Genomic DNA, 21,414 nt, shown 5'->3' on the forward strand with positions numbered 1-21,414 from the left:
AAAGCCTTGACAACCGCGAGCATCGTCGGCAGACGACGAAGGGGTGGGACCGCAGTCCCACCCCTTCGTGACCGATGGATGCGGTCAGACCGTGGCTTCCTTGTAGATCGGAGCAGCGCCGTTCACGGCATCCCCGACCTTGTGCACGCGGATGTCGTTGGTGGATCCGACGATCCCGGGAGGGGATCCGGAGATCACGACCACCTTGTCGCCCTCGGCAGCGAGGCCGTTCGAGAGGAGGTAGTCGTCGACCTGCAGGTACATCAGGTCGGTGTGCTGCACCATGTCGACGAGCGTCGACTGGATGCCCCAGGTGAGGGCCATGCGACGACGGATGTCGGGCTCGGGCGTGAACGCCAGCATCGGGATGCGCGAGCGCAGACGCGACAGGCGGCGAGCCGAGTCGCCCGACTGGGTGAAGACGCAGAGGAACTTCGCCTCGACGAACTCGGCGACCTCGAGCGCTGCGAGAGTGATGGCACCACCCTGCGTACGCGGCTTGGCGGTGAGCGGAGCGATGCGCTCGAGACCGTGCTCCTCGGTGGACTCGATGATGCGAGCCATCGTCTCGACGACGACCACAGGGTAGTCGCCCACGCTGGTCTCGCCGGAGAGCATGACGGCGTCGGCACCGTCGAGCACGGCGTTGGCGACATCGGAGGTCTCGGCGCGCGTGGGCACCGGGCTGTTGATCATCGACTCCAGCATCTGCGTCGCGACGATGACCGGCTTCGCCATGCGGCGCGCGAGCTCGACGGCACGCTTCTGCACGATCGGCACCGCCTCGAGCGGCAGCTCGACACCGAGGTCGCCACGCGCGACCATGATCGCGTCGAACGCGTCGACGATCCCTTCGAGAGCGTCCACCGCCTGCGGCTTCTCGACCTTGGCGATGACGGGGACGCGGACGCCCTCCTCGGCCATGATCTCGTGCACGCGGGTGACGTCGGCCGCGTTGCGGACGAACGACAGCGCGATGAGGTCGGCGCCCGTGCGCAGACCCCAGCGCAGGTCGTCCTCGTCCTTCTCGCTGAGAGCCGGGACGTTGACGGCGACGCCGGGCAGGTTGATGCCCTTGTTGTTCGAGACGGCACCGGCCACGACCACGCGGGTGGTGACGGTCACACCATCGGTGTCGACGACCTCGACGCGGACCTTGCCGTCGTCGATGAGCAGGAAGTCTCCCGGTGTCACGTCCTGCGGCAGACCCTTGAAGGTCGTGCCGCAGATCTCGCGGTTCCCGATGATGTCCTCGGTGGTGATCTTGAAGATGTCGCCCACCGCGAGCTCGTAGGGGCCGTCCTCGAAGCGGCCGAGACGGATCTTCGGGCCCTGCAGGTCGACGAGGATGGCGACGGCACGACCGGCGTCCTCCGCAGCACGACGCACGTTGGCGTAGTTGTTCTCGTGCACGGAGTAGTCGCCGTGGCTGAGGTTCAGGCGAGCGACGTCCACACCGGCGTCGATGAGTGCACGCACGGTCTCATAGGTGGAAGTTGCGGGGCCCAGGGTGGCGACGATTTTCGCGCGTCTCAACTGATTCTCCAGGGGGAAGGGGGATAAAAATCGGGCGACGGTGCCTGGCTCAGCCTACGCGTGAGCGAGGCCGATCGCGACTTGATGCGGGCCCACCGGCTCGGGCAGCACGGTCTCTCCCATCAGGAAGCGATCGACGTTCGCGGCAGCGGCACGCCCCTCGGCGATCGCCCACACGATGAGCGACTGACCTCGACCCGCATCGCCCGCGACGAACACACCGGGGATGCTGGACTCATAGCCGCTGTCGCGCTGGAAAGCGCCGCGGTCGGTGAGCTGCGGACGGGTGTCGTCCGTGAAGCCGTCCTGCTCGGGGCCGGTGAAGCCCATCGCGATGAGCACCAGGTCCGCCGGGATCTCGCGCTCGGTGCCGCTCTTCGGCACACGGCGTCCGTCGATGTACTCGGTCTCCGCCACGCGCAGGGCGCGCACTTCGCCGACCTCGTTCGCGAGGAACTCGACGGTCGAGGCGAGGAACACGCGCTCACCGCCCTCCTCGTGCGCGGACGAGACCTCGAAGACCGTCGGCATCATCGGCCAGGGCTGGTGCGCGGGACGCTCGGTGCCCGGCTGCTTGCCGATCGCGAGGTTCGTGACGCTGAGAGCGCCCTGACGGTGGGCGGTGCCGATGCAGTCCGCTCCGGTGTCGCCGCCGCCGATGACGATGACGTGCTTGCCCTCGGCGGTGATCTGCTCGGGGACCTTGTCGCCCGCGACCGCGTGGTTGGACTCGACGAGGTACTCCATCGCGAAGTGCACGCCGTCGAGATCACGGCCGGGGATGGCCAGGTCGCGCGGAACGGTGGCGCCCGTGGCGATGACGACCGCGTCGTAGCGCGCCCGCAGGTCTGCCCAGGAGATGTCCTTGCCGATCTCCACGCCGGCACGGAAGCGGGTTCCCTCCTCCTGCATCTGACGCAGACGGGCCTCCAGCTGACCCTTCTCCATCTTGAAGTCGGGGATGCCGTAGCGGAGCAGGCCGCCGATGCGGTCGTCGCGCTCGAACACCGCGACCGTGTGGCCGGCGCGCGTCAGCTGCTGCGCGGCGGCGAGACCGGCGGGTCCCGAGCCGACCACGGCGACCGTCTTGCCGGTCAGGCGTGCGGGCGGCTGCGGCTCGACCCAGCCCTTCGCGAACGCCTCGTCGATGATCGAGACCTCGATCTGCTTGATCGTGACCGCGGGCTGGTTGATCCCCAGCACGCACGAGCTCTCACAGGGAGCGGGGCACAGACGGCCCGTGAACTCCGGGAAGTTGTTCGTGGCGTGCAGGCGGTCGATCGCCGCGCGACCCTCGCCGCGCCAGGTGAGATCGTTCCACTCGGGGATCAGGTTGCCCAGCGGGCACCCCTGGTGGCAGAACGGCACGCCGCAGTCCATGCAGCGGCCGGCCTGGCGCTTGAGCACCGCCTGATCGCCCGCCTCATAGACCTCTTTCCAGTCCATGATGCGCACGGGAACGGGGCGCCGCGCGGGCACCTCGCGCTCCGTGACCTTCAGAAAACCCTTGGGATCAGCCACCGGTCACCTCCAGGATCCGGTTCCAGACGACGTCGCCGTCGGGGTCGATGCCCTCGGCGACTGCTTCCTCGCGCATGCTCCGCACCGCGGCGTAGTCGCGCGGGAGCACCTTCGTGAACTGGCCGGCGACCTCGTCGAACCGCGCCAGGATGTCGGAGCCGAGCGGCGATGCCGTCCGCTCCACGTGCTCGGCGATCAGACTGCGCAAGACCTCGAGATCCGCCCGGTCGAGAGGCTCGAGCAGCAGCTCGCCGCTGCTGAGGGACTGCGCGTTGATCTTGCCGGTGTCGAGCGAGCGGATGTACGCCACTCCCCCGGACATGCCCGCACCGAGGTTCCGGCCCGTCGTGCCGAGAATCACCGCGACGCCCCCCGTCATGTACTCGAGCGCATGGTCGCCCACGCCCTCGACGACGGCCGTGGCACCGGAGTTGCGCACCAGGAACCGCTCGCCGACGACGCCCGACAGGAACATGGTTCCCGCGGTGGCGCCGTAGCCGATGACGTTGCCCGCGATGACGTTCTCCTGCGGGGCGATCTGCGAGCCCCGCGCCGGACGGATCGTGATGTCGCCACCGGAGAGACCCTTGCCGACGTAGTCGTTCGCGTCTCCCTCGAGACGCAGCACGATGCCGGACGGCAGGAACGCCCCGAGGGACTGGCCTGCCGTGCCGTGCAGCGTGACGTCGATGGTTCCGCGCGGGAGCCCGTCGGCACCGTGGCGGGACGTGACCTGGTGGCCGAGCATGGTGCCGACGGCGCGCTCGGTGTTCGCGATGGGGAGCTCCGCGATCACGGGCTCGCCGTTCAGCAGCGCCGGCCCGGCGATGTCGATCAGCTGGACGTCGAAGTGCTTGTCGAGCTCGTGGTCCTGCGCACGGCGGCTGCGGCGCGGCTCGCTCGCGGGGAATGCCGGCCCCTCCAGCACGGGGCTGAGGTCGAGACCCTCGGCCTTCCAGTGCTCCACGGCGGCATCCACCTCGAGCAGCTCGGCGCGTCCGATGATCTCGTCGAGCGAGCGGAAGCCCAGCTCGGCGAGGATCTCGCGCACCTCCTCGGCGATGAACTCCATGAAGTTCACGACGAACTCGGGCTTGCCCGTGAAGCGCTCCCGCAGAACCGGGTTCTGCGTCGCGACGCCGACGGGGCAGGTGTCGAGATGGCAGACGCGCATCATGATGCAGCCGCTCACGACGAGCGGCGCCGTCGCGAAGCCGAACTCCTCGGCGCCGAGCAGGGCGCCGATGATGACGTCGCGACCGGTCTTGAGCTGCCCGTCGACCTGTACGACCACGCGATCGCGCATGCCGTTCAGCATGAGCGTCTGCTGCGTCTCGGCCAGGCCGAGCTCCCAGGGAGTCCCCGCGTGCTTGAGCGAGTTCATCGGGCTCGCGCCCGTGCCTCCGTCGTGCCCGGAGACGAGGATGACGTCGCTGAGCGCCTTCGCCACACCCGCCGACACCGCGCCGATGCCCGACTGGCTGACGAGCTTCGTGTGGATGCGCGCCTCGGGGTTCGCCCTCTTCAGATCGAAGATGAGCTGCTTGAGGTCCTCGATCGAGTAGATGTCGTGGTGCGGCGGCGGTGAGATGAGCCCGACGCCCGGGGTGCCGCCGCGGGTACGAGCCACCCACGGGTACACCTTCTGCGGGGGCAGCTGCCCGCCCTCACCGGGCTTGGCGCCCTGAGCGAGCTTGATCTGGATGTCGTCGGCCTCGGTGAGGTACAGGCTCGTGACGCCGAAGCGACCGGAGGCGACCTGCTTGATCGCGCTGCGGCGCTCGGGGTCCATGAGCCGGTCGACGTCTTCGCCGCCCTCCCCCGTGTTCGACTTGCCGCCGAGGCGGTTCATCGCGATCGCGAGCGTCTCGTGCGCCTCCTTGGAGATCGAGCCGTAGCTCATCGCTCCGGTCGAGAAGCGCTTGACGATCGCCGAGACGGGTTCGACCTCGTCGATCGGCACCGGCTTGCGGGTGCCGGTGCGCAGGGCGAACAGACCGCGCAGGGTCTTCAGCTCGGCCGCCTGGTCGTCGACGAGCTTCGTGTACTGCCGGAAGATGTCGTATCGGCGCTCACGCGTGGAGTGCTGCAGCTTGAACACCGTCTCCGGGTTGAAGAGGTGCGGCGAGCCGTCGCGACGCCACTGGTACTCGCCGCCGCTCCAGAGGCGCTCGTGGGCGCGCGCAGCGGCATCCTCGGGATAGGCGTAGTCGTGACGCGCCTGGTTCTCGGCGAAGATCTCCTCGATCCCGATTCCGCCGAGCTTCGACTCGGTGCGCGTGAAGTACTTGTCGATGAACTCCTCGCTCAGGCCGACGGCCTCGAACACCTGCGCGCCGGCGTACGACGACACGGTCGAGATGCCCATCTTCGACATGATCTTCAGCACGCCCTTGCCGAGCGCGTAGATGAGGTTCTTGACGGCCTTCTCGGGGCTGATCCCGGTGATGTACCCGGTGCGCACGAGGTGCTCGACCGTCTCCATGGCGAGATAGGGGTTGATCGCCGAGGCGCCGTAGCCGATGAGGGTCGCCACGTGGTGGACCTCGCGGACGTCGCCTGCTTCGACGATCAGGCCGACCTTCATGCGGTTCTCTCGGCGGATGAGGTGATGGTGCACCGCCGAGACCATGAGGAGCGACGGGATCGGGGTGAGGTCCTTGTTCGAGTCGCGGTCGGACAGGATGATGAACTCCGCGCCGCTGGCGATCGCCTCGTCGACTTCCTCGCACATCTCCGTCAGGCGCTTCTCGAGCGTGTTCGATCCGACGTCGAAGTGGTACAGACCCTTGATCGTCACGCTCGACCGATCGGGCAGCGCCTTGTCGATGTGACGGATCTTCGCCAGCTCGTCGTTGTCGATCACCGGGAAGTCGAGTGACACGGTGCGGGTGTGATCCGGGCCCCAGCTGAGCAGGTTGCTCTCCGGGCCGAGACCGAGCTTGAGGCTCGTGACGACCTCTTCGCGGATCGAGTCGAGCGGCGGATTCGTCACCTGCGCGAACTGCTGCGTGAAGTAGTCGAAGAGCAGTCGCGGACGCTTGCTCAGCACCGCGATCGGGGTGTCGGATCCCATCGCGCCGAGCGGCTCGACGCCGGTCTGCCCCATGGGGGTCAGCAGGATGCGGACCTCCTCCTCCGTGTAGCCGAAGGTGCGCTGGCGACGGGTGATCGAGGCCGGCGGGTGCACGATGTGCTCGCGCTCCGGGAGGTCGGCGAGGCGCACGGCCCCGGCATCCAGCCATTCCTGCCACGGATGCATCGTGGCGAGGTCGTGCTTGATCTCCTCATCCTCGATGATGCGCTGCTGCGCGGTGTCGACGAGGAACATCTTTCCGGGCTGCAGGCGTCCGCGGCGCTTGATGCGCTCGGGCTCGAACGTGAGCACACCGGTCTCGGAGCCGATGACGATGAGGCCGTCGGTCGTCTCGGTCCAGCGCCCCGGTCGCAATCCGTTGCGGTCGAGGGTCGCCCCGACGAGCGTGCCGTCGGTGAAGATGAGGGCGGCGGGTCCGTCCCACGGCTCCATCTGGTTCGAGTGGTACTCGTAGAAGGCGCGCAGCTCGGGCGAGATGTCGGACTGCTTCTCGTAGGCCTCCGGCACCATCATCATGATGGCGTGCGGCAGGCTGCGGCCGGTCAGGGTCAGCAGCTCGAGCACCTCGTCGAAAGAGGCGGAGTCGCTCGCGCCGTCGGTGCAGATGGGCAGCAGCGGCGCGACGTCACCGAGCAGCTCGGACTCGAGCTGCGACTGCCGTGCGCGCATCCAGTTGCGGTTGCCCCCGACGGTGTTGATCTCGCCGTTGTGGGCGAGCATGCGCAGCGGCTGTGCGAGTGGCCACGACGGGAAGGTGTTCGTCGAGTACCGGGAGTGCACGACCGCGAGCTCCGACATGAACCGCTCATCCTGCAGATCGGGGTAGAACGGCTCGAGCTGCAGGGTCGTGACCATGCCCTTGTACCCGAGCGTGCGGGCCGACAGGGTGACGAAGTAGGCGCCGAGCTCGTGACCGGCGCGCTTGCGCAGACGATAGGCGACGCGGTCGAGGGCGATGCCCGTGAGCGGCGCGTCGGAGTGCGACGCTCCCCCGGCGCTGACGAAGAGCTGCTCGAAGGCCGGACGCGCCTCGTCGGCGAGCTTGCCCAGGTGCTCGTTGGCGGTCGGGACCTCGCGCCAGCCGAGCACGCGCAGCCCTTCGGACCGCGCGATCCGCTCGATACCGGCCTTCTGCTCGCGACGCACGCTGGAGTCGCGCGGAAGGAAGGCGAGACCGGCCGCGTACTCCCCCATGGGCGGGAGCTCGAAGTCGGTCACGGCGCGCAGGAACGCGTCGGGCATCTGGGTCAGGATGCCGGCGCCGTCTCCGGTTCCGGCGTCGGAGCCGATGGCGCCGCGGTGCTCGAGGTTGCGCAGCGCCTCGAGGGCGAGCGCGATGATGTCGTGACCCGCCTCACCGCGCAGGGTCGCGACCATGGCGAGGCCGCATGCGTCCTTCTCGAACGCGGGGTTGTACATGCCCTGCTTCGGGGGGTAGGCGCCGGAGGCGCCATGGGGAGGCTGAAAATACACCTGAACCGTCCTCAGATCTACGGATGACCCGGGGACGTCATTGGCCGGGCTGATGCGATGGGGTCCGCACGGACCGGTCGGCTATCGGGCGCCTGCCGTGTCCGTGGGAGCGGTGCTTGTGGCGCTGGCTCCTGCGGCGACTTCTTCGGACGGAGGCTCACTCAGGTCCACGAAGTCGGAGGGATTGTCCTGCGAGTCTACATCAGCGTCCAGATCCTTCCGCCCGCGACCCGGCTGGTACGGCGAGGGCTCCAGACCGAGGTGACGACGAGACTGCACGACGAGGATCGCGACGCCCACGACGATGCCGATGATCGCCGCCCAGACGTTGCTGCGCAGGCCGAGGATGATCTCGCTCGGATCGATGCGGATGGACTCCCACACCACTCGACCGGCGCTGTACCAGATCAGGTAGATGGCGAACAGGCGGCCCCACTGCAGGCTCGTGGCCTTGCGGCTCAGCCAGAGGAGGACGGCGACGCCGAGCAGGTTCCAGATGACCTCGTAGAGGAACGTCGGGTGGAACAGTGTCCCCTCGGGCAGGCCAGGGGGGAAGGCCGAGTTGTCCGACTCGATCTCGAGCCCCCACGGAAGATCGGTCGGCAGACCGAACAGCTCGTGGTTGAACCAGTTGCCGAAGCGACCCATGGCCTGGGCGAGCAGGAGGCCGGGTGCGAGGGCGTCGGCGAACGTCCAGAAGCGGATGCCGGTCCAGCGGCATCCGAGGTAGGCGCCGATCGCGCCGCCGATGAGGGCGCCGAAGATCGCGATGCCCCCCTCCCAGATCGCCCACACCGAGCCCGGCTCGAACGGGTTCCAGGTGTTCTTGCCCTCGCCGAAGTAGAACCCGGGGTGGGTGAGCACGTGGAAGATGCGTGCGCCGATGATCGCGAGCGGCACGGCGAGGATGGAGATGTCGATGACGACCCACGGCTCCGCTCCGCGCCGCGTCAGGCGGCGGTTCGTGAGCAGCACGGCCGCGATGATGCCGGCGATGATGCACAGCGCGTAGAAGTGGATGCGCAGCGGTCCGATGTCGAAATACGAGACGGGCGGACTGGGGATGCTGGCGAGCACGCCGCTGAAGGTGCTGTGGAGCGCGTGGGACATGAGTGCGATTCTAGTTCTCGTGTACGGGCCGCGCGGATGCGGTCCCGGCGGCCAGGGTGCGGGTGACCTCGGCGAGGGCGGGAATCCCACCGTCGCGGAGGGCTCGGACGAGTGCGGTGCCGACGATCGCGCCGTCGGCGTACTCCGAGACGCCGGCGATCTGCTCGGCGGTGGAGATGCCGATGCCGACGCAGGCCCGAGCGGAACCGGCCGCGCGCAGACGGCCGACCAGCGTGCGCGCCGCCCGGTCGAGCTCGGCCCGCTCACCCGTGATGCCCATGGTCGACACGGTGTAGACGAAGCCGGTCGACGATTCGACGACGAGCGACAACCGCTCGTCGGACGAGGTCGGGGCGGCGAGGAAGACACGGTCGAGGCCGGTGCGCTCGCTCGCCGCGATCCACTCCCCCGCGACGTCCGGCGTGATGTCGGGCGTGATGAGACCAGCGCCGCCGGCTGCGAGCAGGTCGTCGGCGTAGCGGTCGACGCCGTACTGGAACACCGGGTTCCAGTACGTCATCACGAGCACGGGGACATCGGTCGCCTCGGTGATCGCCCGCACCGCCGCGAAGAGGTCCTTCATCTTGAAGCCGTTCGCGAGCGCCGCGGTCGTTGCCTCCTGGATGACGGCGCCGTCCATGACCGGATCGCTGTAAGGCGGGCCGAGCTCGATGATGTCGACGCCGTTCTCCGCGAGGGTGATCGCCGCCTGGATGCTCGTCTCGAGATCGGGGAAGCCGGCGGGAAGGTAACCGACGAAGGCGCTTCGCCCGGCTGCGTGCGCTGCCTCGATGGCCTGTTCCACCCGGCTCATAGTTCGGGCTCCCCCTTCGACGCTGCGGCCTCCTCGGCGCTCTCCTGCTCGACGTCGTGCTCGAGAGCCGCGCGGTCGTACAGGTCGAAATAGCGCGCGGCCGTGTCCATGTCCTTGTCTCCGCGCCCGGACAGGCAGACGGCGAGCACGGCATCCGGCCCCATCTCCCGCCCGAGTCGCAGCGCGCCGGCGAGAGCATGAGCGGACTCGATGGCAGGGATGATCCCCTCGGTGCGGCTGAGCAGGCGCAGCGCCTGCATCGCCTCGTCGTCGGTCGCCGGGATGTACTCCGCCCGACCGATGTCGGCGAGCCACGCGTGCTCGGGACCGACACCCGGATAGTCGAGGCCCGCCGAGATCGAGTGCGACTCGACGGTCTGACCGTCCTCGTCCTGCAGCACGTAGGTCTTGGCGCCGTGCAGGATGCCGGGGCGACCCCGCTCGATGGATGCGGCGTGCTTCGGGGTGTCGACGCCGTCGCCGGCCGCCTCCACTCCGTAGAGCTTCACCTCGGCGTCGTCGAGGAACGCATCGAACATGCCGATCGCGTTGGATCCCCCGCCGACGCAGGCGATCACGGCATCCGGAAGACGACCCGTCACATCGAGAAGCTGCTGCCTGGCCTCTTCGCCGATGATCTTCTGGAAGTCGCGCACCATCGCCGGGAACGGATGCGGGCCCGCCGCCGTGCCGAAGATGTAGTTGGTCGTCTCGACCGACGCCACCCAGTCGCGATACGCGTCGTTGATCGCATCCTTGAGCGTGCGCGATCCGGACCGCACCGGCACGACCTCCGCGCCGAGCAGGCGCATGCGAGCGACGTTGAGCGCCTGGCGCTCGGTGTCGACCTCGCCCATGTAGATCGTGCAGTCGAGGCCGAACAGAGCCGCGGCGGTCGCGGTGGCGACGCCGTGCTGGCCGGCGCCGGTCTCGGCGATGACGCGGCTCTTGCCGAGGCGCTTCGTGAGCAGGGCCTGACCGAGCACGTTGTTGATCTTGTGCGAACCGGTGTGGTTGAGGTCTTCGCGCTTGAGGAACACCCGCGCTCCGCCCGCGTGCCCCGCGAAGCGCGCCACCTCGGTGAGGGGCGACGGGCGGCCGGCGTACGAGCTCAGCAGAGAGGCCAGCTCCGCCCGGAACCCGGGGTCGGCGATCGCCTCGTCGTAGGCGACGGTCAGCTCGTCGATGGCCGCGATCAGCGATTCGGGCATGTACCGCCCGCCGTAGTCGCCGAACAGCGGGCCGTGCTGGTCACGCAGGCTCATCACGCCTCCAGGAAGCTCTTGAGAGTGGCGATCGGGTCGCCCGTCACGAGGGCCTCACCGATCAGGACGACGTCCGCGCCCGCGGAGCGGTAGTGCGTGACGTCGGCGGGGGTCAGCACCGCCGACTCGGCAATCTTCACCGCGGAGTCGGGGATGCGCTCGACCAGGCGACCGAAGAGGTCGCGGTCGAGCTCGAGGGTCGTCAGATCACGGGCGTTGACGCCGATGAGGGACGCGCCGAGATCGATCGCGACCTCGAGCTCGTCGGCCGAGTGGGTCTCGACCAGCGGGGTCATGCCGAGCTCGAGCACGAAGTCGTAGAGCTCGCGGAGCACGGCGGGCTCGAGGCCGGCCACGATGAGCAGCACGAGGTCGGCACCGGCCGCCCGGGCCTCGAGCACCTGGTAGCGGGTCGCGATGAAATCCTTGCGCAGCACCGGCAGGGCGACGCGGGCGGTCACGGCCTCCAGATCGGCGAGACTCCCGCCGAACCGTCGCTCCTCGGTCAGCACGCTGATCGCGGACGCTCCGCCGAGTTCGTACAGCGAGGCCTGCAGAGCCGGGTCGGGGATCTCGGCGAGGGCGCCGCGAGACGGACTCGCGCGCTTGACCTCGGCGATGATCTTCACGCGCTCCGCCGGCGCGAGGAACGACAGCGCATCCTTCGCCGCAGGGCGCGCGAGAGCGACGCGCTCGACATCAGCCAGCGGCCGGGTGAGTGCGCGACGCTCGGCGTCTGCGACAGCGCCGGCCGTGAGGTCGGCGAGGACCACTAGTGCCCCTTCGGCGAGTACTTGGGACCCTTCACGCCGTAGCCGGCCCGGGCGAGCAGCCAGCCGACCAGCGCACCGATCGGGATGATCACGGCACCGACGTAGATCAGCGGCACCCAGAATCCGGCGAACTCGGCGAGGCAGAACGCCACCGTCGCGAGGGTGAACCCGAAGAGCATGATGATCACGGCCGTCCAGGCGGCAGGCGAGTGTCCGTGGCCGGGATCGGCGATCGGGTTGGTCATGTTCTCCTCCGGGGACGGCGTGCGGGATCGGGTCAAGTCTATCGGGGTCAGCGCGTGGGATCGGTTCCGCGCGACAGGTCGTCCCAGGAATCGATCGCGTCGACAGGACCCGCCGTCTCGGCTGCGTGCGGCGCATCGGTGCGGAATCGGCGGCCGCCGCTCTTCCAGCGGCGCCAGGTGACGAGCACCACGAGGGATGCCGCGAGCAGCACGATCCATCCGGCGAGAGCGATGGGCGGCCACGCGGATCGATCGATGCCGACGACGACGTCGGCGATCGCCGCGCTGCCTGCGAGACCGGTCGTCTCCGTCACGGTCGGGCCGACGGCCGAGAGCGGATCGGAGACGAGCAGCTGCAGTGTCGTCCAGCCGAGGAAGACGGCGGAAGCCGCACCGAGCACTCCGAGCACGAGCCGGAGCACCGGGCCGACGATCGACATCGCGAGTCCGAGAGCCAGCACGGCGAGGCTCAGGGGCGCGAGGAGCGGCAACGCGGAGGCCCCGGGGACGAGGATCGCCTCGCCGGCGTCCGCCCGTTCCACCGTCAGCCAGGTCTGGGTCGAGGAGATGATGCCGATCGCCCCGGCGAGAAGGAAACCGAGCACCGCGATCGAGCGCCCGCGACGAGCCAGGCTCATGCGCTCGCGCTCCCGTCGACCGCCTCGAGGTCGGTCGTGTCGAAGCAGGTGCGGGTGCCGGTGTGGCACGCGGGACCGGTCTGGTCGACACGCAGGAGGATGGCGTCGCCGTCGCAGTCCAGCCGCGCCTCGCGCACGACCTGGATGTTGCCGGAGGTGTCGCCCTTGCGCCAGTATTCGCGGCGCGAGCGCGACCAGTACACGGCGCGTCCGGTGGTGAGCGTGCGGCGCAGCGCCTCGGCATCCATCCAGGCGAGCATCAGGACCTCGCCTGTGTCCCACTGCTGGACGATCGCCGGCGTGAGACCGTCGTCGTTGAAGACGACCTGGGAGATGCGCTCCTCGATCGAACTCATCGGACGACCACTCCTTCCGCGCGCAGCGCGTCCTTGACGTCTCCCACCGTCAGCGCGCCGGTGTGGAACACGCTGGCGGCGAGCACGGCATCCGCTCCGGCCTTGATGGCGGGTGCGAAGTGCTCGACCGCACCCGCGCCGCCCGACGCGATCACGGGGACGGTAGCCACCTCGCGCATCAGGCCGACGAGTTCCAGGTCGAACCCGTCGCGGGTGCCGTCGGCGTCGATGGAGTTCACGAGCAGCTCGCCGGCGCCGCGCTCCGCCGCCTCGCGTGCCCACTCCAGAGCGTCGAGGGTCGTCTGCGTGCGTCCGCCGTGCGTGGTGACGACGAAGCCCGACGGGGTGGAATCAGCACGCTTGACGTCGAGCGACAGCACCAGCACCTGAGCGCCGAATCGGTCGGCGATCTCGCCGATCAGGTCCGGACGCGCGATGGCCGCCGAGTTGACGCCCGCCTTGTCGGCGCCGACCGCGAGCAGACGCGCCACGTCATCGACCGAGCGCACTCCCCCGCCGACCGTCAGCGGCACGAAGACCTGCTCGGCCGTCCTCTGGACGACGTCGTACGTCGTCGCGCGAGCGTCGACCGTGGCCGTGACGTCGAGGAAAGTGATCTCGTCGGCGCCCTGGGCCGCATAGTGCCGCGCCAGCTCGACGGGGTCGCCCATGTCGCGGAGGTTCTCGAAGTTCACGCCCTTGACGACACGGCCGGCCGCGACGTCGAGGCACGGGATGACCCGGCTCGCGAGCGTCATCAGAGCCTCGCGTTGTGGATCGCGGTCACGAGGATCGCCCGTGCACCCAGCGCGTACAGCTCATCCATGACGGGGTTGACCCGAGACCGCGCGACCATGACGCGCACCGCGACCCACTCCGGGTCGCGCAGCGGAGACACGGTCGGCGACTCGATGCCGCCGGCGACCTTCACGGCGTCGTCGAGGAGAGCCACGGGCAGGTCGTAGTCGATCATCACGAAGCGTCGGGCGACCATGACGCCGCGGAGACGGCGCAGCAGAGTCTCGGATCCCTCGGCGTCGTGAGGACCGGCGATCAGCACGGCCTCCGATTCGAGGATCACCGGTCCGAAGACGTCGAGGCCCGCCTGACGGAGCGTCGTGCCGGTCTCCACCACGTCGGCGACGGCGTCAGCCACCCCGAGCTGCACCGCGGACTCCACCGCGCCGTCGAGCGGCACGAGATCGACCGCGATGCCCCGCTCGTCGAGGAACGAGTCGACGAGACCCGGGTACGACGTGGCGATGCGCAGTCCGTCGAGCTGCGACACGTCGGTGTAGCGTCCCGACGGCGCAGCGAACCGGAACGTGGATGCGGCGAAACCCAGGGCCTCGATCTCGCGAGCGCCCGGCATGCGGGCATCGAGGAGCAGGTCACGCCCGGTGATCCCCACGTCGATCGCGCCGGAGCCGACGTACGTCGCGATGTCCTTGGGGCGGAGGAAGAAGAACTCGACGTCGTTCTCGACGTCGACGACGTGCAGGGTCTTGGTGTCGCGGCGGCCGGCGTAGCCGGCCTCCGCGAGCATCTCGGCGGCGGTCTCGGACAGAGACCCCTTGTTGGGAACGGCGATGCGCAGCATGAACGGCCTTCAGTTCGGAGTGGAGGGGACGGGGCGCATCACAGATGTCGGTAGACGTCCTGCAGGCTCAGGCCCTTCGCGATCATCATCACCTGCACGTGGTAGAGCAGCTGCGAGATCTCCTCCGCTGCGGCCTCGTCGGACTCGTACTCCGACGCCATCCAGACCTCGGCGGCCTCCTCGACGATCTTCTTGCCGATCGTGTGCACGCCGCCGTCGAGCTCCGCGACCGTGCCCGATCCCTCGGGGCGGGTCTCCGCCTTGTGGCTGAGCTCAGCGAACAGCTCGTCGAAAGTCTTCACGATTCCAGGCTAGCGGCTCGCGCGCGGTCCCTGAGCCGGGTGACGGCGGCCTCCACGTCATCCGCGCCGTAGATCGCCGACCCTGCCACGAACGTGTCGGCACCAGCGGCGGCCGCCTGTTCGATCGTCGCGTCGGAGATGCCGCCGTCGACCTGCAGCCACACGGTGGAGCCGCGTCGCTTCGCCTCGTCCGCCAGCGCCCGCAGCTTCGGCATGGTCTCGGCCATGAATCCCTGACCGCCGAATCCGGGCTCGACCGTCATGACGAGGATCTGATCGAACTCGTCGAGCACGGAGTACAGGCCGTCGGCCGGCGTGTCGGGCTTGATGGCGACTCCCGCCCTCGCCCCGATGCCTCGCAGCTGGCGCGCGAGAGAGATCGGGTCGGCCGCGGCCTCGAGGTGGAAGGTCACGCTCGCGACTCCGAGTTCGGCGTACCCGGGCGCCCAGCGGTCCGGGTCGGTGATCATGAGGTGCACGTCGAGCGGGATCGGGCTCGTCGCCTGGATGCGCTCGACCATCTGCGGACCGAAGGTGAGGTTCGGCACGAAGTGGTTGTCCATCACGTCGACATGGGCGAAGTCGGCCGCCGCGATCTTCGCGAGATCGCGCTGCATGTTCACGAAGTCCGCGGCGAGGATGCTGGGGTTGATGCGAGGGGCGTCAGGCAGTTCCACGGGTGTCGTCTCCTTCTGCGGCCGAGTCGCCGCGTGCGTCCGAGTCGGTGCGCTGCAGCAGCGCGAGGAACATGGCGTCCGTGCCGTGACGGTGCGGCCACAGCTGCACCCGGCCTGAGCCGTCCGAGCCGAGGTCGATCGGCGATCGAGCGACGCGCGAGACCACAGACCGGGCATCGAGCTCGGCGATGTCGGCGCGTGCCCGCAGGACCTCCTGCACGACCCCCGTGGTCTCGGCGAGGTGGGGCGAGCACGTGACGTACGCGACGATCCCGCCTGGCGCGAGCGCGTCGAGCGCCGCGGTCAGCAGCTCGACCTGCAGCGGGACGAGATCTGCGACGTCCGCCGGTGTCTTCCGCCATCGCGCTTCCGGGCGGCGACGGAGCGCGCCGAGGCCCGTGCACGGCGCGTCGACGAGGATGCGGTCGAACGTCGCCGGGTGCTCGGCGGCGAACACGCGTCCGTCCTCCTCGTGCACGACGACGTCTCCGGGGACGGATCGCAGCGCGTTGCGGACGAGGCCGGCGCGGGCGGGCACGACCTCGTTGGCCTCCACCGTGACGCCGTGCTCGCGAGCCACAGCCGCGAGGAGCGCCGTCTTCCCGCCAGGGCCGGCGCACAGGTCGAGCCACCGCTCCTCGGGACGGATAGGAGCAGCCTCGGCCAGCGCGAGAGCGACGAGCTGCGAACCCTCGTCCTGCACGCGCACCGTGCCGCGGGACTCGGTGAGCACCCGATGCGGGTCTCCTCCGGGAGAACCGTAGGCCGTTGGCGCGTACGGCCGTCGCGGCTCGCCCGGCTCCGCGAGACCGGGCAGCGCGACGAGGGTCACTTCGGGCGAAGCGTTGTCGGCGTCGAGCAACGCGTCGAGCTCATCGGCCCGGCCTTCTGCGGCGAGGGCACGTCGCAGCGCGCGGATGACCCACACGGGGTGCGCGGTGCGCAGCGCGAGCCGCTCGTCGTCGGACCGCGCCGCGTCCTCGATGCGCGTCTGCCACTCCCCCGGCGTCCCGCGGGCGATGCGGCGCAGCACGGCGTTCGCGAAACCCGCGGCGCCGCGTCCCTGGGCCGATGCGATGAGGTTGACCGACTCGTTGACGGCGGCGTGCGAGGCGACACGCGTCGCGAGCAGCTGGTGCGTGGCGAGCCGCAGTGCATCGAGGACTGCCGGGTCGATCTCGTCGACCGGGCGGTTCGCGGCGGCACGGATGATGGCGTCGTAGGTGCCCCTTCGACGGAGTGTGCCGTAGGCGAGCTCGGTGGCCAGGGCGGCGTCCTGCGGTGTCAGACCGGCGTCAGCGATCGCCGAGGGCAGCAGGAGGTTCGCGTACGCGTCCGACTCGGACACCGCACGCAGGACGTCGTATGCCACGCGGCGGGCGGGCTGCACCGTGCGCTGCGGTCCTCGACCTCCGGCAGTGCGCCGCTCGGACGGTCGCCGCTGGTTGCCGTGCGAACCGTCCCGCTGACCGCTCGAGCGACGATCCCCGTCCCGCGCGCTCACGCGCCCGCTCGCAAACCGTCGGTGTCGCGAAGCCCGCGCCACCAGTCGGTGGCGTTCATGGCCCCTTTGCCGGCCGGCTGCAGACGCGTCACGGCCAACGGGGCATCCGCGGTGCCGATGAGCAGCGCGGTCTTCGTCGCGGCGAGCTCCCCGGGCGCGAGATCCGCGCCGTCGGACGGGGCCGCCGCGAGGATCTTCACCCGCTGCCCCCCCACGGTGGTGTGCGCGCCGGGCTCAGGGGTCACGCCGCGGAAGCGCGCGAACACCTGCGACACCGACTGCGACCAGTCCAGAGCGCCATCGTCCAGCGTGAGCTTGGGAGCCAGGGTGGGATCCCCCGTCTGCGGTTCGGCGTGCAGAGTCCCCGCGTCGATGCCCGACACCACCTCGGACGTGAGATCGGCGCCGAAGACCGCGAGCGCCTCGAGCACTGCATCCGCCGTCGCGTCGCGCGGGATGTCCGCCTCGCGCACGGCGAAGACGTCGCCGGCGTCGAGTTCCGGCACGAGCTGGAACACGCTGGCGCCCAGGGTCTCGTCGCCGGCGATGAGCGCTCGCTGTACCGGGGCCGCGCCGCGCCACCGCGGCAACAGCGAGAAATGGAGGTTGATCCATCCGCGATCGGGTGTCGACAGCAGCTGCTCGCGCACGAGTCCGCCGTAGGCGACGATGACGCCGAGCTCGGGCTCCAGCGCGGCGATGCGTCGAGTGACCTCGTCATCGAGCCGCGCCGCCTTGATCACCGGCAGGCCGAGCTCCACGGCGGTCTCAGCGACGGGGGACGGCATCAGCACGCGTTTGCGGCCGAGAGGCGCGTCGGGCCGCGTGACGACCGCCAGGACCTCATGCTCGGCGGCGAGGCGCCGGAGGGTGGGTACGGCGGCCGACGGTGTGCCGGCAAAGACGAGACGCATCAAGGTGCTCCGGAGGGAAGGCGGGCGGAACGGGGGTCGGAACGGTCGGAACCGTTCAGAGCTCCGGATCGAGGATATCGAGGCGGACCGAGAGTGTGCTCCGAGAAGAGCGCCCCTTGCCGCGCCGCGCTGCGACGGCCTCGGCGACCACCGCGGCGCGCAGCGTCGTCGCGACGCGGCTTCCCGCGCCGTAGTCGAAGCGCACCAGGGCTCGAACCCGGGGCGGAACGTCGTCGGACTCCACCGGAACGGGGCCGAGGACCGCATCCGCGGGCAACGAGAGCTCGCGGAGACCGCTCAGCGCCCGCCCCACTGCCGCAGACGACCCCTCGACGAGCGCGACTCGTGCAGCAGGGGGCATGTGCAGCGGCGCCCGTTCGGAGAGTTCTGCGCGAGCGTAGCCCGCCTGGTTCCACGTCGCGAGGGCACGAGCCACGGCCCCGTCGACCCCCACGAGATGGATGGGCGCGCCGGAGGCCGCGAGGGCGGCGGCGTTCGACCACCAGCGCAGGCAGGCCTCGCCGATACGGAGATCCGGAGCCTGCAGCATCCGCGGACCGTCGAGCAGCACCACCGCCCGGTATCCGCCCTCCGCGATCGGCTCGGCTCCTCGCGTCGCCACGACGAGAGCGGGCTTGTCGGCGACCCGCTCCACGGGGTGCGCACTGTCGGCGACGATGACACGGATGCCGGGGAACGCCCGACCGAGCTCGTCGGCGGTGCGCTCGCTGCCCGACGAGGCGAGCCGCAGCTTCGTCGAGGAGCACACCGGGCAGCTCCAGGCCCGCGCGCCGCGACCGCACCAGCCGCAGACCGGCACGGCACCCCGATGCTTCGCCCCGAGCGGTCCCCCGCAGTGGGCGCAGCGAGCGGGCGCCCGGCATTCCGCGCAGACGAGGGACGGGGCGAATCCTGGACGCGACACCTGCACGAGCACGGGCCCCTCGGCCGCCGCGTTGCGCGCCGACAGGAACGCCGAGGACGGCATGCGCTGGGCGGTGGGCGCCTCCATCTCCTGCGGAGTGCTGAGGATCACTCGAGGCAGGACCCGCCTGCGGGCACGGACGTCCTGCAGCCACCCTCGCGCCACGAGGCGCTCGACGTCCGTGGTGCGCGTGTGGCCGACGAACAGCAGCGCTGAACCCTCCTGCTCCTGCCGGAGCAGCGCCGCGTCCCGTGCGTTCACGTACGGGGCCAGCGGCTCGCCGAGGAGCGGGTCGCCGTCGTCCCAGATCGCCACCAGGCCGGCCTGCACCGGTGCGTAGACGGCTGAGCGGTTGCCGACGACGATGCACGGGGACTCTTCGAGTGAGCGGAGGAAGGCGCGATAGCGGTCGGGATTCGTCTGTCGGGAGTCGTAGCGGACGACGGTGCCCTCCGGCGCGACGCTCGCGAGGGCTGCGAGCAGGCGATCGAGATCGCGATGGTCGGGCACGATCAGGATGCTGGAGGCGCCGCCGTCGAGCACGGTCGTGGCGGCCGCCGCGAGCAGCGATGCCCAGCCCTGCTCCTCCTCGCGCTGCTGCGGGATCGCCTCGACCGCCGCGCGCCCGTGCTGCTCCAGCACGGCATCGAGGCCGTCGTAGGCGTCGATGACTCCCCGAGTCGCCTCGCGCGCGGCATCCGATGGTTTGACCGCAGGCGCGTCGTTGGTCCACGCCTTCTCGACCCGCACCTGGCGCTTGGGGATCACGAGGCGGAGGATGTCGGAGGCCGATCCCGCAGCGCGGTCGGCCGTACGTCGAGCCAGGCGGTAGAGGCGATCCGGCAGCACCGCCACCGGGGAGACGACGCTCTCGACCTCCGACAGCGGCCGATCGGCGTCGTTCTCGACGTCGAGCTCGACGACGTAGGCGTCGACCACGCGCCCCGCTGTGCGCAGAGGCACCCGCACGCGGACCCCCGTGCCGACCTCGCCGAGCTCGTCGGGTATCGCGTAGTCGAACAGTCGGTCGAGCTGCGGCAGCGGCGAGTCGAGGAGCACGCGCGCGATACGCCGGCTCTGCGTCACCATCGCGCGCTCAGAGGCCGGCTGCCCGCCGCAGCTCCTCGGCGCGATCCGTCCGCTCCCAGGTGAAGTCGGGGAGCTCACGTCCGAAGTGCCCGTAAGCGGCGGTCTGCGCGTAGATGGGGCGCAGCAGGTCGAGCTGCTCGATGATGGCCTGCGGCCGCAGGTCGAAGACGTCGAGGATCGCCCGCGTGATCGCCTCGTCCGAGACCTTGCCGGTGCCGAACGTCTCGACGTAGAGACCGACGGGGCGCGCGACACCGATCGCATACGCGACCTGCACCTCCAGGCGGTCGGCGAGACCGGCGGCGACGGCGTTCTTCGCCACCCAGCGCGTGGCGTAGGCGCCCGAACGGTCGACCTTGGAGGGGTCCTTGCCGCTGAACGCTCCGCCGCCGTGACGCGCGGCGCCGCCGTAGGTGTCGATGATGATCTTGCGCCCGGTGAGCCCGGCGTCTCCCTTGGGACCGCCCGTGACGAAGGGACCGGCCGGGTTGATGTAGTAGGTGATGTCGTCGAGGTCGAGACCCGTGGTGGCGAGAACCGGGTCGATGACGTGCTCGCGCACCTGAGCCTGCAGCTCCTCCTGGGAGATGTCGGGGTTGTGCTGCGTCGAGAGGACGACCGCGTCGACGGTCTTCGGCGTGAAGCCGTCATAGCCGAGGGTCACCTGCGTCTTGCCGTCCGGGCGCAGGAAGGGCAGGACTCCCGACCGGCGGACCTCGGTGAGCCGTTCGGCGATGCGATGCGCGGTCCACGCCGCCATCGGCATCAGCTGCGGCGTCTCGTTGGTCGCGAAGCCGAACATGATGCCCTGGTCGCCGGCTCCGAGTCCGTCGAGCGGATCGATCGACGAGCCGTCACGGTGCTCCTGCGCGTTGTCGACGCCGTGCGCGATGTCGGAGGACTGCTCCCCCACCGAGACACTGACACCGCACGAGTCACCGTCGAAGCCGGTGTCGCTCGAGGTGTAGCCGATCCCGTTCACGACCTGGCGCACGATCGTGGGGATGTCGACGTAGGCGTCGGTGCGGATCTCCCCGGCGACGTGCACGAGTCCGGTCGTCACGAGGGTCTCGACCGCGACACGGGACCCCGCATCCTTCGCCAGGAGCCCGTCGAGGATGCTGTCCGAGATCTGGTCGCAGATCTTGTCCGGGTGCCCTTCGGTGACGGACTCGGACGTGAACAGACGCAGCGCGCTCATCGGTGCTCCAGAACGGGATCGATCGGATGAAGGGGTCGGACCCCATTCTGAACCGCGCCGCCGACATCAGCCGGCGGCGCGGTCACAGGAGGTCACTCTGCGTGACGCAGGCGGAGCTTGTCCTCGTTGATCTCGTGCAGAGCGATGGTCAGCGGCTTGTCCTCGACAGAGGAGTCCACGAGCGGGCCGACGTTGTCGAAGAGGTTGCCCTCGTGCAGGTCCGAGTAGTAGTCGTTGATCTGGCGCGCGCGCTTCGCCGCGTAAATGACGAGCTCGTACTTGGAGTCCACTCGGTCGAGAAGGTTGTCGATGGGGGGATCGATGATGCCCTTGTTGTGGTGTCCGGCCATGGTGACCTCCTGATCAGGCGACGG

Annotated in this window: 19 protein-coding genes; all 19 read right to left on the reverse strand. The window is 69.8% G+C overall.

What is annotated here, in order from left to right; all coding sequences use genetic code 11:
• Positions 1 to 84: 84 nt before the first annotated feature.
• Positions 85 to 1,536 (reverse strand): pyruvate kinase, encoded by a 1,452-nt coding sequence (gene pyk / locus RAC81_RS02895; protein WP_375080915.1) that lies wholly within the window; start codon positions 1,534 to 1,536, stop codon positions 85 to 87.
• Between the two features lie 54 nt (positions 1,537 to 1,590).
• A complete protein-coding gene (locus tag RAC81_RS02900) occupies positions 1,591 to 3,057 on the reverse strand; it encodes a glutamate synthase subunit beta (protein ID WP_375080916.1) in 1,467 nt (488 codons plus the stop codon).
• Entirely contained in the window at positions 3,050 to 7,573 is a 4,524-nt protein-coding gene (gene gltB / locus RAC81_RS02905) for a glutamate synthase large subunit (RefSeq protein ID WP_375080995.1), read from the reverse strand. Before gltB ends, RAC81_RS02900 begins: the two co-directional genes overlap by 8 nt.
• Before the next feature lie 135 nt (positions 7,574 to 7,708).
• A complete protein-coding gene (lgt, locus tag RAC81_RS02910; RefSeq protein ID WP_375080917.1) occupies positions 7,709 to 8,737 on the reverse strand; it encodes a prolipoprotein diacylglyceryl transferase in 1,029 nt (342 codons plus the stop codon).
• Between the two features lie 10 nt (positions 8,738 to 8,747).
• Positions 8,748 to 9,551: a tryptophan synthase subunit alpha gene (gene trpA, locus RAC81_RS02915; RefSeq protein WP_375080918.1), complete on the reverse strand. Its 804-nt coding sequence runs from the start codon at positions 9,549 to 9,551 to the stop codon at positions 8,748 to 8,750.
• Positions 9,548 to 10,816 (reverse strand): tryptophan synthase subunit beta, encoded by a 1,269-nt coding sequence (gene trpB / locus RAC81_RS02920; RefSeq protein WP_375080919.1) that lies wholly within the window; start codon positions 10,814 to 10,816, stop codon positions 9,548 to 9,550. The genes trpA and trpB overlap by 4 nt, the downstream gene beginning before the upstream one ends.
• Positions 10,816 to 11,589, reverse strand: coding sequence for an indole-3-glycerol phosphate synthase TrpC (gene trpC / locus RAC81_RS02925; RefSeq protein ID WP_375080920.1), 774 nt, complete (start codon positions 11,587 to 11,589; stop codon positions 10,816 to 10,818). Before trpC ends, trpB begins: the two co-directional genes overlap by 1 nt.
• Positions 11,589 to 11,834: an HGxxPAAW family protein gene (locus RAC81_RS02930; protein WP_375080921.1), complete on the reverse strand. Its 246-nt coding sequence runs from the start codon at positions 11,832 to 11,834 to the stop codon at positions 11,589 to 11,591. The genes trpC and RAC81_RS02930 overlap by 1 nt, the downstream gene beginning before the upstream one ends.
• A gap of 47 nt (positions 11,835 to 11,881) precedes the next feature.
• Complete coding sequence (locus RAC81_RS02935; protein WP_375080922.1) at positions 11,882 to 12,472, reverse strand: Trp biosynthesis-associated membrane protein; 591 nt, start codon at positions 12,470 to 12,472, stop codon at positions 11,882 to 11,884.
• On the reverse strand, positions 12,469 to 12,828 hold the full coding sequence (gene hisI, locus RAC81_RS02940) for a phosphoribosyl-AMP cyclohydrolase (RefSeq protein ID WP_375080923.1): 360 nt from the start codon (positions 12,826 to 12,828) through the stop codon (positions 12,469 to 12,471). The genes RAC81_RS02935 and hisI overlap by 4 nt, the downstream gene beginning before the upstream one ends.
• Complete coding sequence (hisF, locus tag RAC81_RS02945) at positions 12,825 to 13,586, reverse strand: imidazole glycerol phosphate synthase subunit HisF (RefSeq protein ID WP_375080924.1); 762 nt, start codon at positions 13,584 to 13,586, stop codon at positions 12,825 to 12,827. Before hisF ends, hisI begins: the two co-directional genes overlap by 4 nt.
• The gene (gene hisG, locus RAC81_RS02950) at positions 13,586 to 14,428 is read right to left on the reverse strand and encodes an ATP phosphoribosyltransferase (protein ID WP_375080925.1); all 843 of its coding nucleotides are present in this window, start codon (positions 14,426 to 14,428) and stop codon (positions 13,586 to 13,588) included. The genes hisF and hisG overlap by 1 nt, the downstream gene beginning before the upstream one ends.
• A gap of 38 nt (positions 14,429 to 14,466) precedes the next feature.
• Positions 14,467 to 14,730, reverse strand: coding sequence for a phosphoribosyl-ATP diphosphatase (locus RAC81_RS02955; RefSeq protein WP_096716093.1), 264 nt, complete (start codon positions 14,728 to 14,730; stop codon positions 14,467 to 14,469).
• Positions 14,727 to 15,407, reverse strand: a complete 681-nt coding sequence (rpe, locus tag RAC81_RS02960) for a ribulose-phosphate 3-epimerase (protein WP_375080926.1) — start codon at positions 15,405 to 15,407, stop codon at positions 14,727 to 14,729. The genes RAC81_RS02955 and rpe overlap by 4 nt, the downstream gene beginning before the upstream one ends.
• The gene (locus RAC81_RS02965; protein WP_375080927.1) at positions 15,394 to 16,779 is read right to left on the reverse strand and encodes an RsmB/NOP family class I SAM-dependent RNA methyltransferase; all 1,386 of its coding nucleotides are present in this window, start codon (positions 16,777 to 16,779) and stop codon (positions 15,394 to 15,396) included. Before RAC81_RS02965 ends, rpe begins: the two co-directional genes overlap by 14 nt.
• A 128-nt stretch (positions 16,780 to 16,907) precedes the next feature.
• The gene (gene fmt, locus RAC81_RS02970) at positions 16,908 to 17,825 is read right to left on the reverse strand and encodes a methionyl-tRNA formyltransferase (RefSeq protein WP_375080928.1); all 918 of its coding nucleotides are present in this window, start codon (positions 17,823 to 17,825) and stop codon (positions 16,908 to 16,910) included.
• Between the two features lie 55 nt (positions 17,826 to 17,880).
• Entirely contained in the window at positions 17,881 to 19,839 is a 1,959-nt protein-coding gene (locus RAC81_RS02975; RefSeq protein WP_375080929.1) for a primosomal protein N', read from the reverse strand.
• A 7-nt stretch (positions 19,840 to 19,846) separates the two neighbouring features.
• The gene (metK, locus tag RAC81_RS02980; protein WP_375080930.1) at positions 19,847 to 21,040 is read right to left on the reverse strand and encodes a methionine adenosyltransferase; all 1,194 of its coding nucleotides are present in this window, start codon (positions 21,038 to 21,040) and stop codon (positions 19,847 to 19,849) included.
• A 92-nt stretch (positions 21,041 to 21,132) separates the two neighbouring features.
• Positions 21,133 to 21,390, reverse strand: a complete 258-nt coding sequence (gene rpoZ, locus RAC81_RS02985; RefSeq protein WP_045258544.1) for a DNA-directed RNA polymerase subunit omega — start codon at positions 21,388 to 21,390, stop codon at positions 21,133 to 21,135.
• Positions 21,391 to 21,414: the final 24 nt, after the last annotated feature.

The sequence above is a fragment of the Microbacterium sp. CR_7 genome, from assembly GCF_041954755.1.
In the GTDB taxonomy this organism is placed as follows: domain Bacteria; phylum Actinomycetota; class Actinomycetes; order Actinomycetales; family Microbacteriaceae; genus Microbacterium.

Bases quoted from the DNA above. Each gene is read 5' to 3' on its own strand.
- trpA (WP_375080918.1), bottom strand. From the start codon at position 9,551: ATGAGCCGGGTGGAACAGGCCATCGAGGCAGCGCACGCAGCCGGGCGA.
- hisI (WP_375080923.1), bottom strand. From the start codon at position 12,828: ATGAGTTCGATCGAGGAGCGCATCTCCCAGGTCGTCTTCAACGACGAC.
- RAC81_RS02975 (WP_375080929.1), bottom strand. From the start codon at position 19,839: ATGGTGACGCAGAGCCGGCGTATCGCGCGCGTGCTCCTCGACTCGCCG.
- gltB (WP_375080995.1), bottom strand. From the start codon at position 7,573: ATGTACAACCCCGCGTTCGAGAAGGACGCATGCGGCCTCGCCATGGTC.
- RAC81_RS02930 (WP_375080921.1), bottom strand. From the start codon at position 11,834: ATGACCAACCCGATCGCCGATCCCGGCCACGGACACTCGCCTGCCGCC.
- metK (WP_375080930.1), bottom strand. From the start codon at position 21,040: ATGAGCGCGCTGCGTCTGTTCACGTCCGAGTCCGTCACCGAAGGGCAC.
- rpoZ (WP_045258544.1), bottom strand. From the start codon at position 21,390: ATGGCCGGACACCACAACAAGGGCATCATCGATCCCCCCATCGACAAC.
- lgt (WP_375080917.1), bottom strand. From the start codon at position 8,737: ATGTCCCACGCGCTCCACAGCACCTTCAGCGGCGTGCTCGCCAGCATC.
- hisF (WP_375080924.1), bottom strand. From the start codon at position 13,586: ATGACGCTCGCGAGCCGGGTCATCCCGTGCCTCGACGTCGCGGCCGGC.
- trpB (WP_375080919.1), bottom strand. From the start codon at position 10,816: ATGAGCCTGCGTGACCAGCACGGCCCGCTGTTCGGCGACTACGGCGGG.
- hisG (WP_375080925.1), bottom strand. From the start codon at position 14,428: ATGCTGCGCATCGCCGTTCCCAACAAGGGGTCTCTGTCCGAGACCGCC.
- fmt (WP_375080928.1), bottom strand. From the start codon at position 17,825: ATGCGTCTCGTCTTTGCCGGCACACCGTCGGCCGCCGTACCCACCCTC.
- RAC81_RS02935 (WP_375080922.1), bottom strand. From the start codon at position 12,472: ATGAGCCTGGCTCGTCGCGGGCGCTCGATCGCGGTGCTCGGTTTCCTT.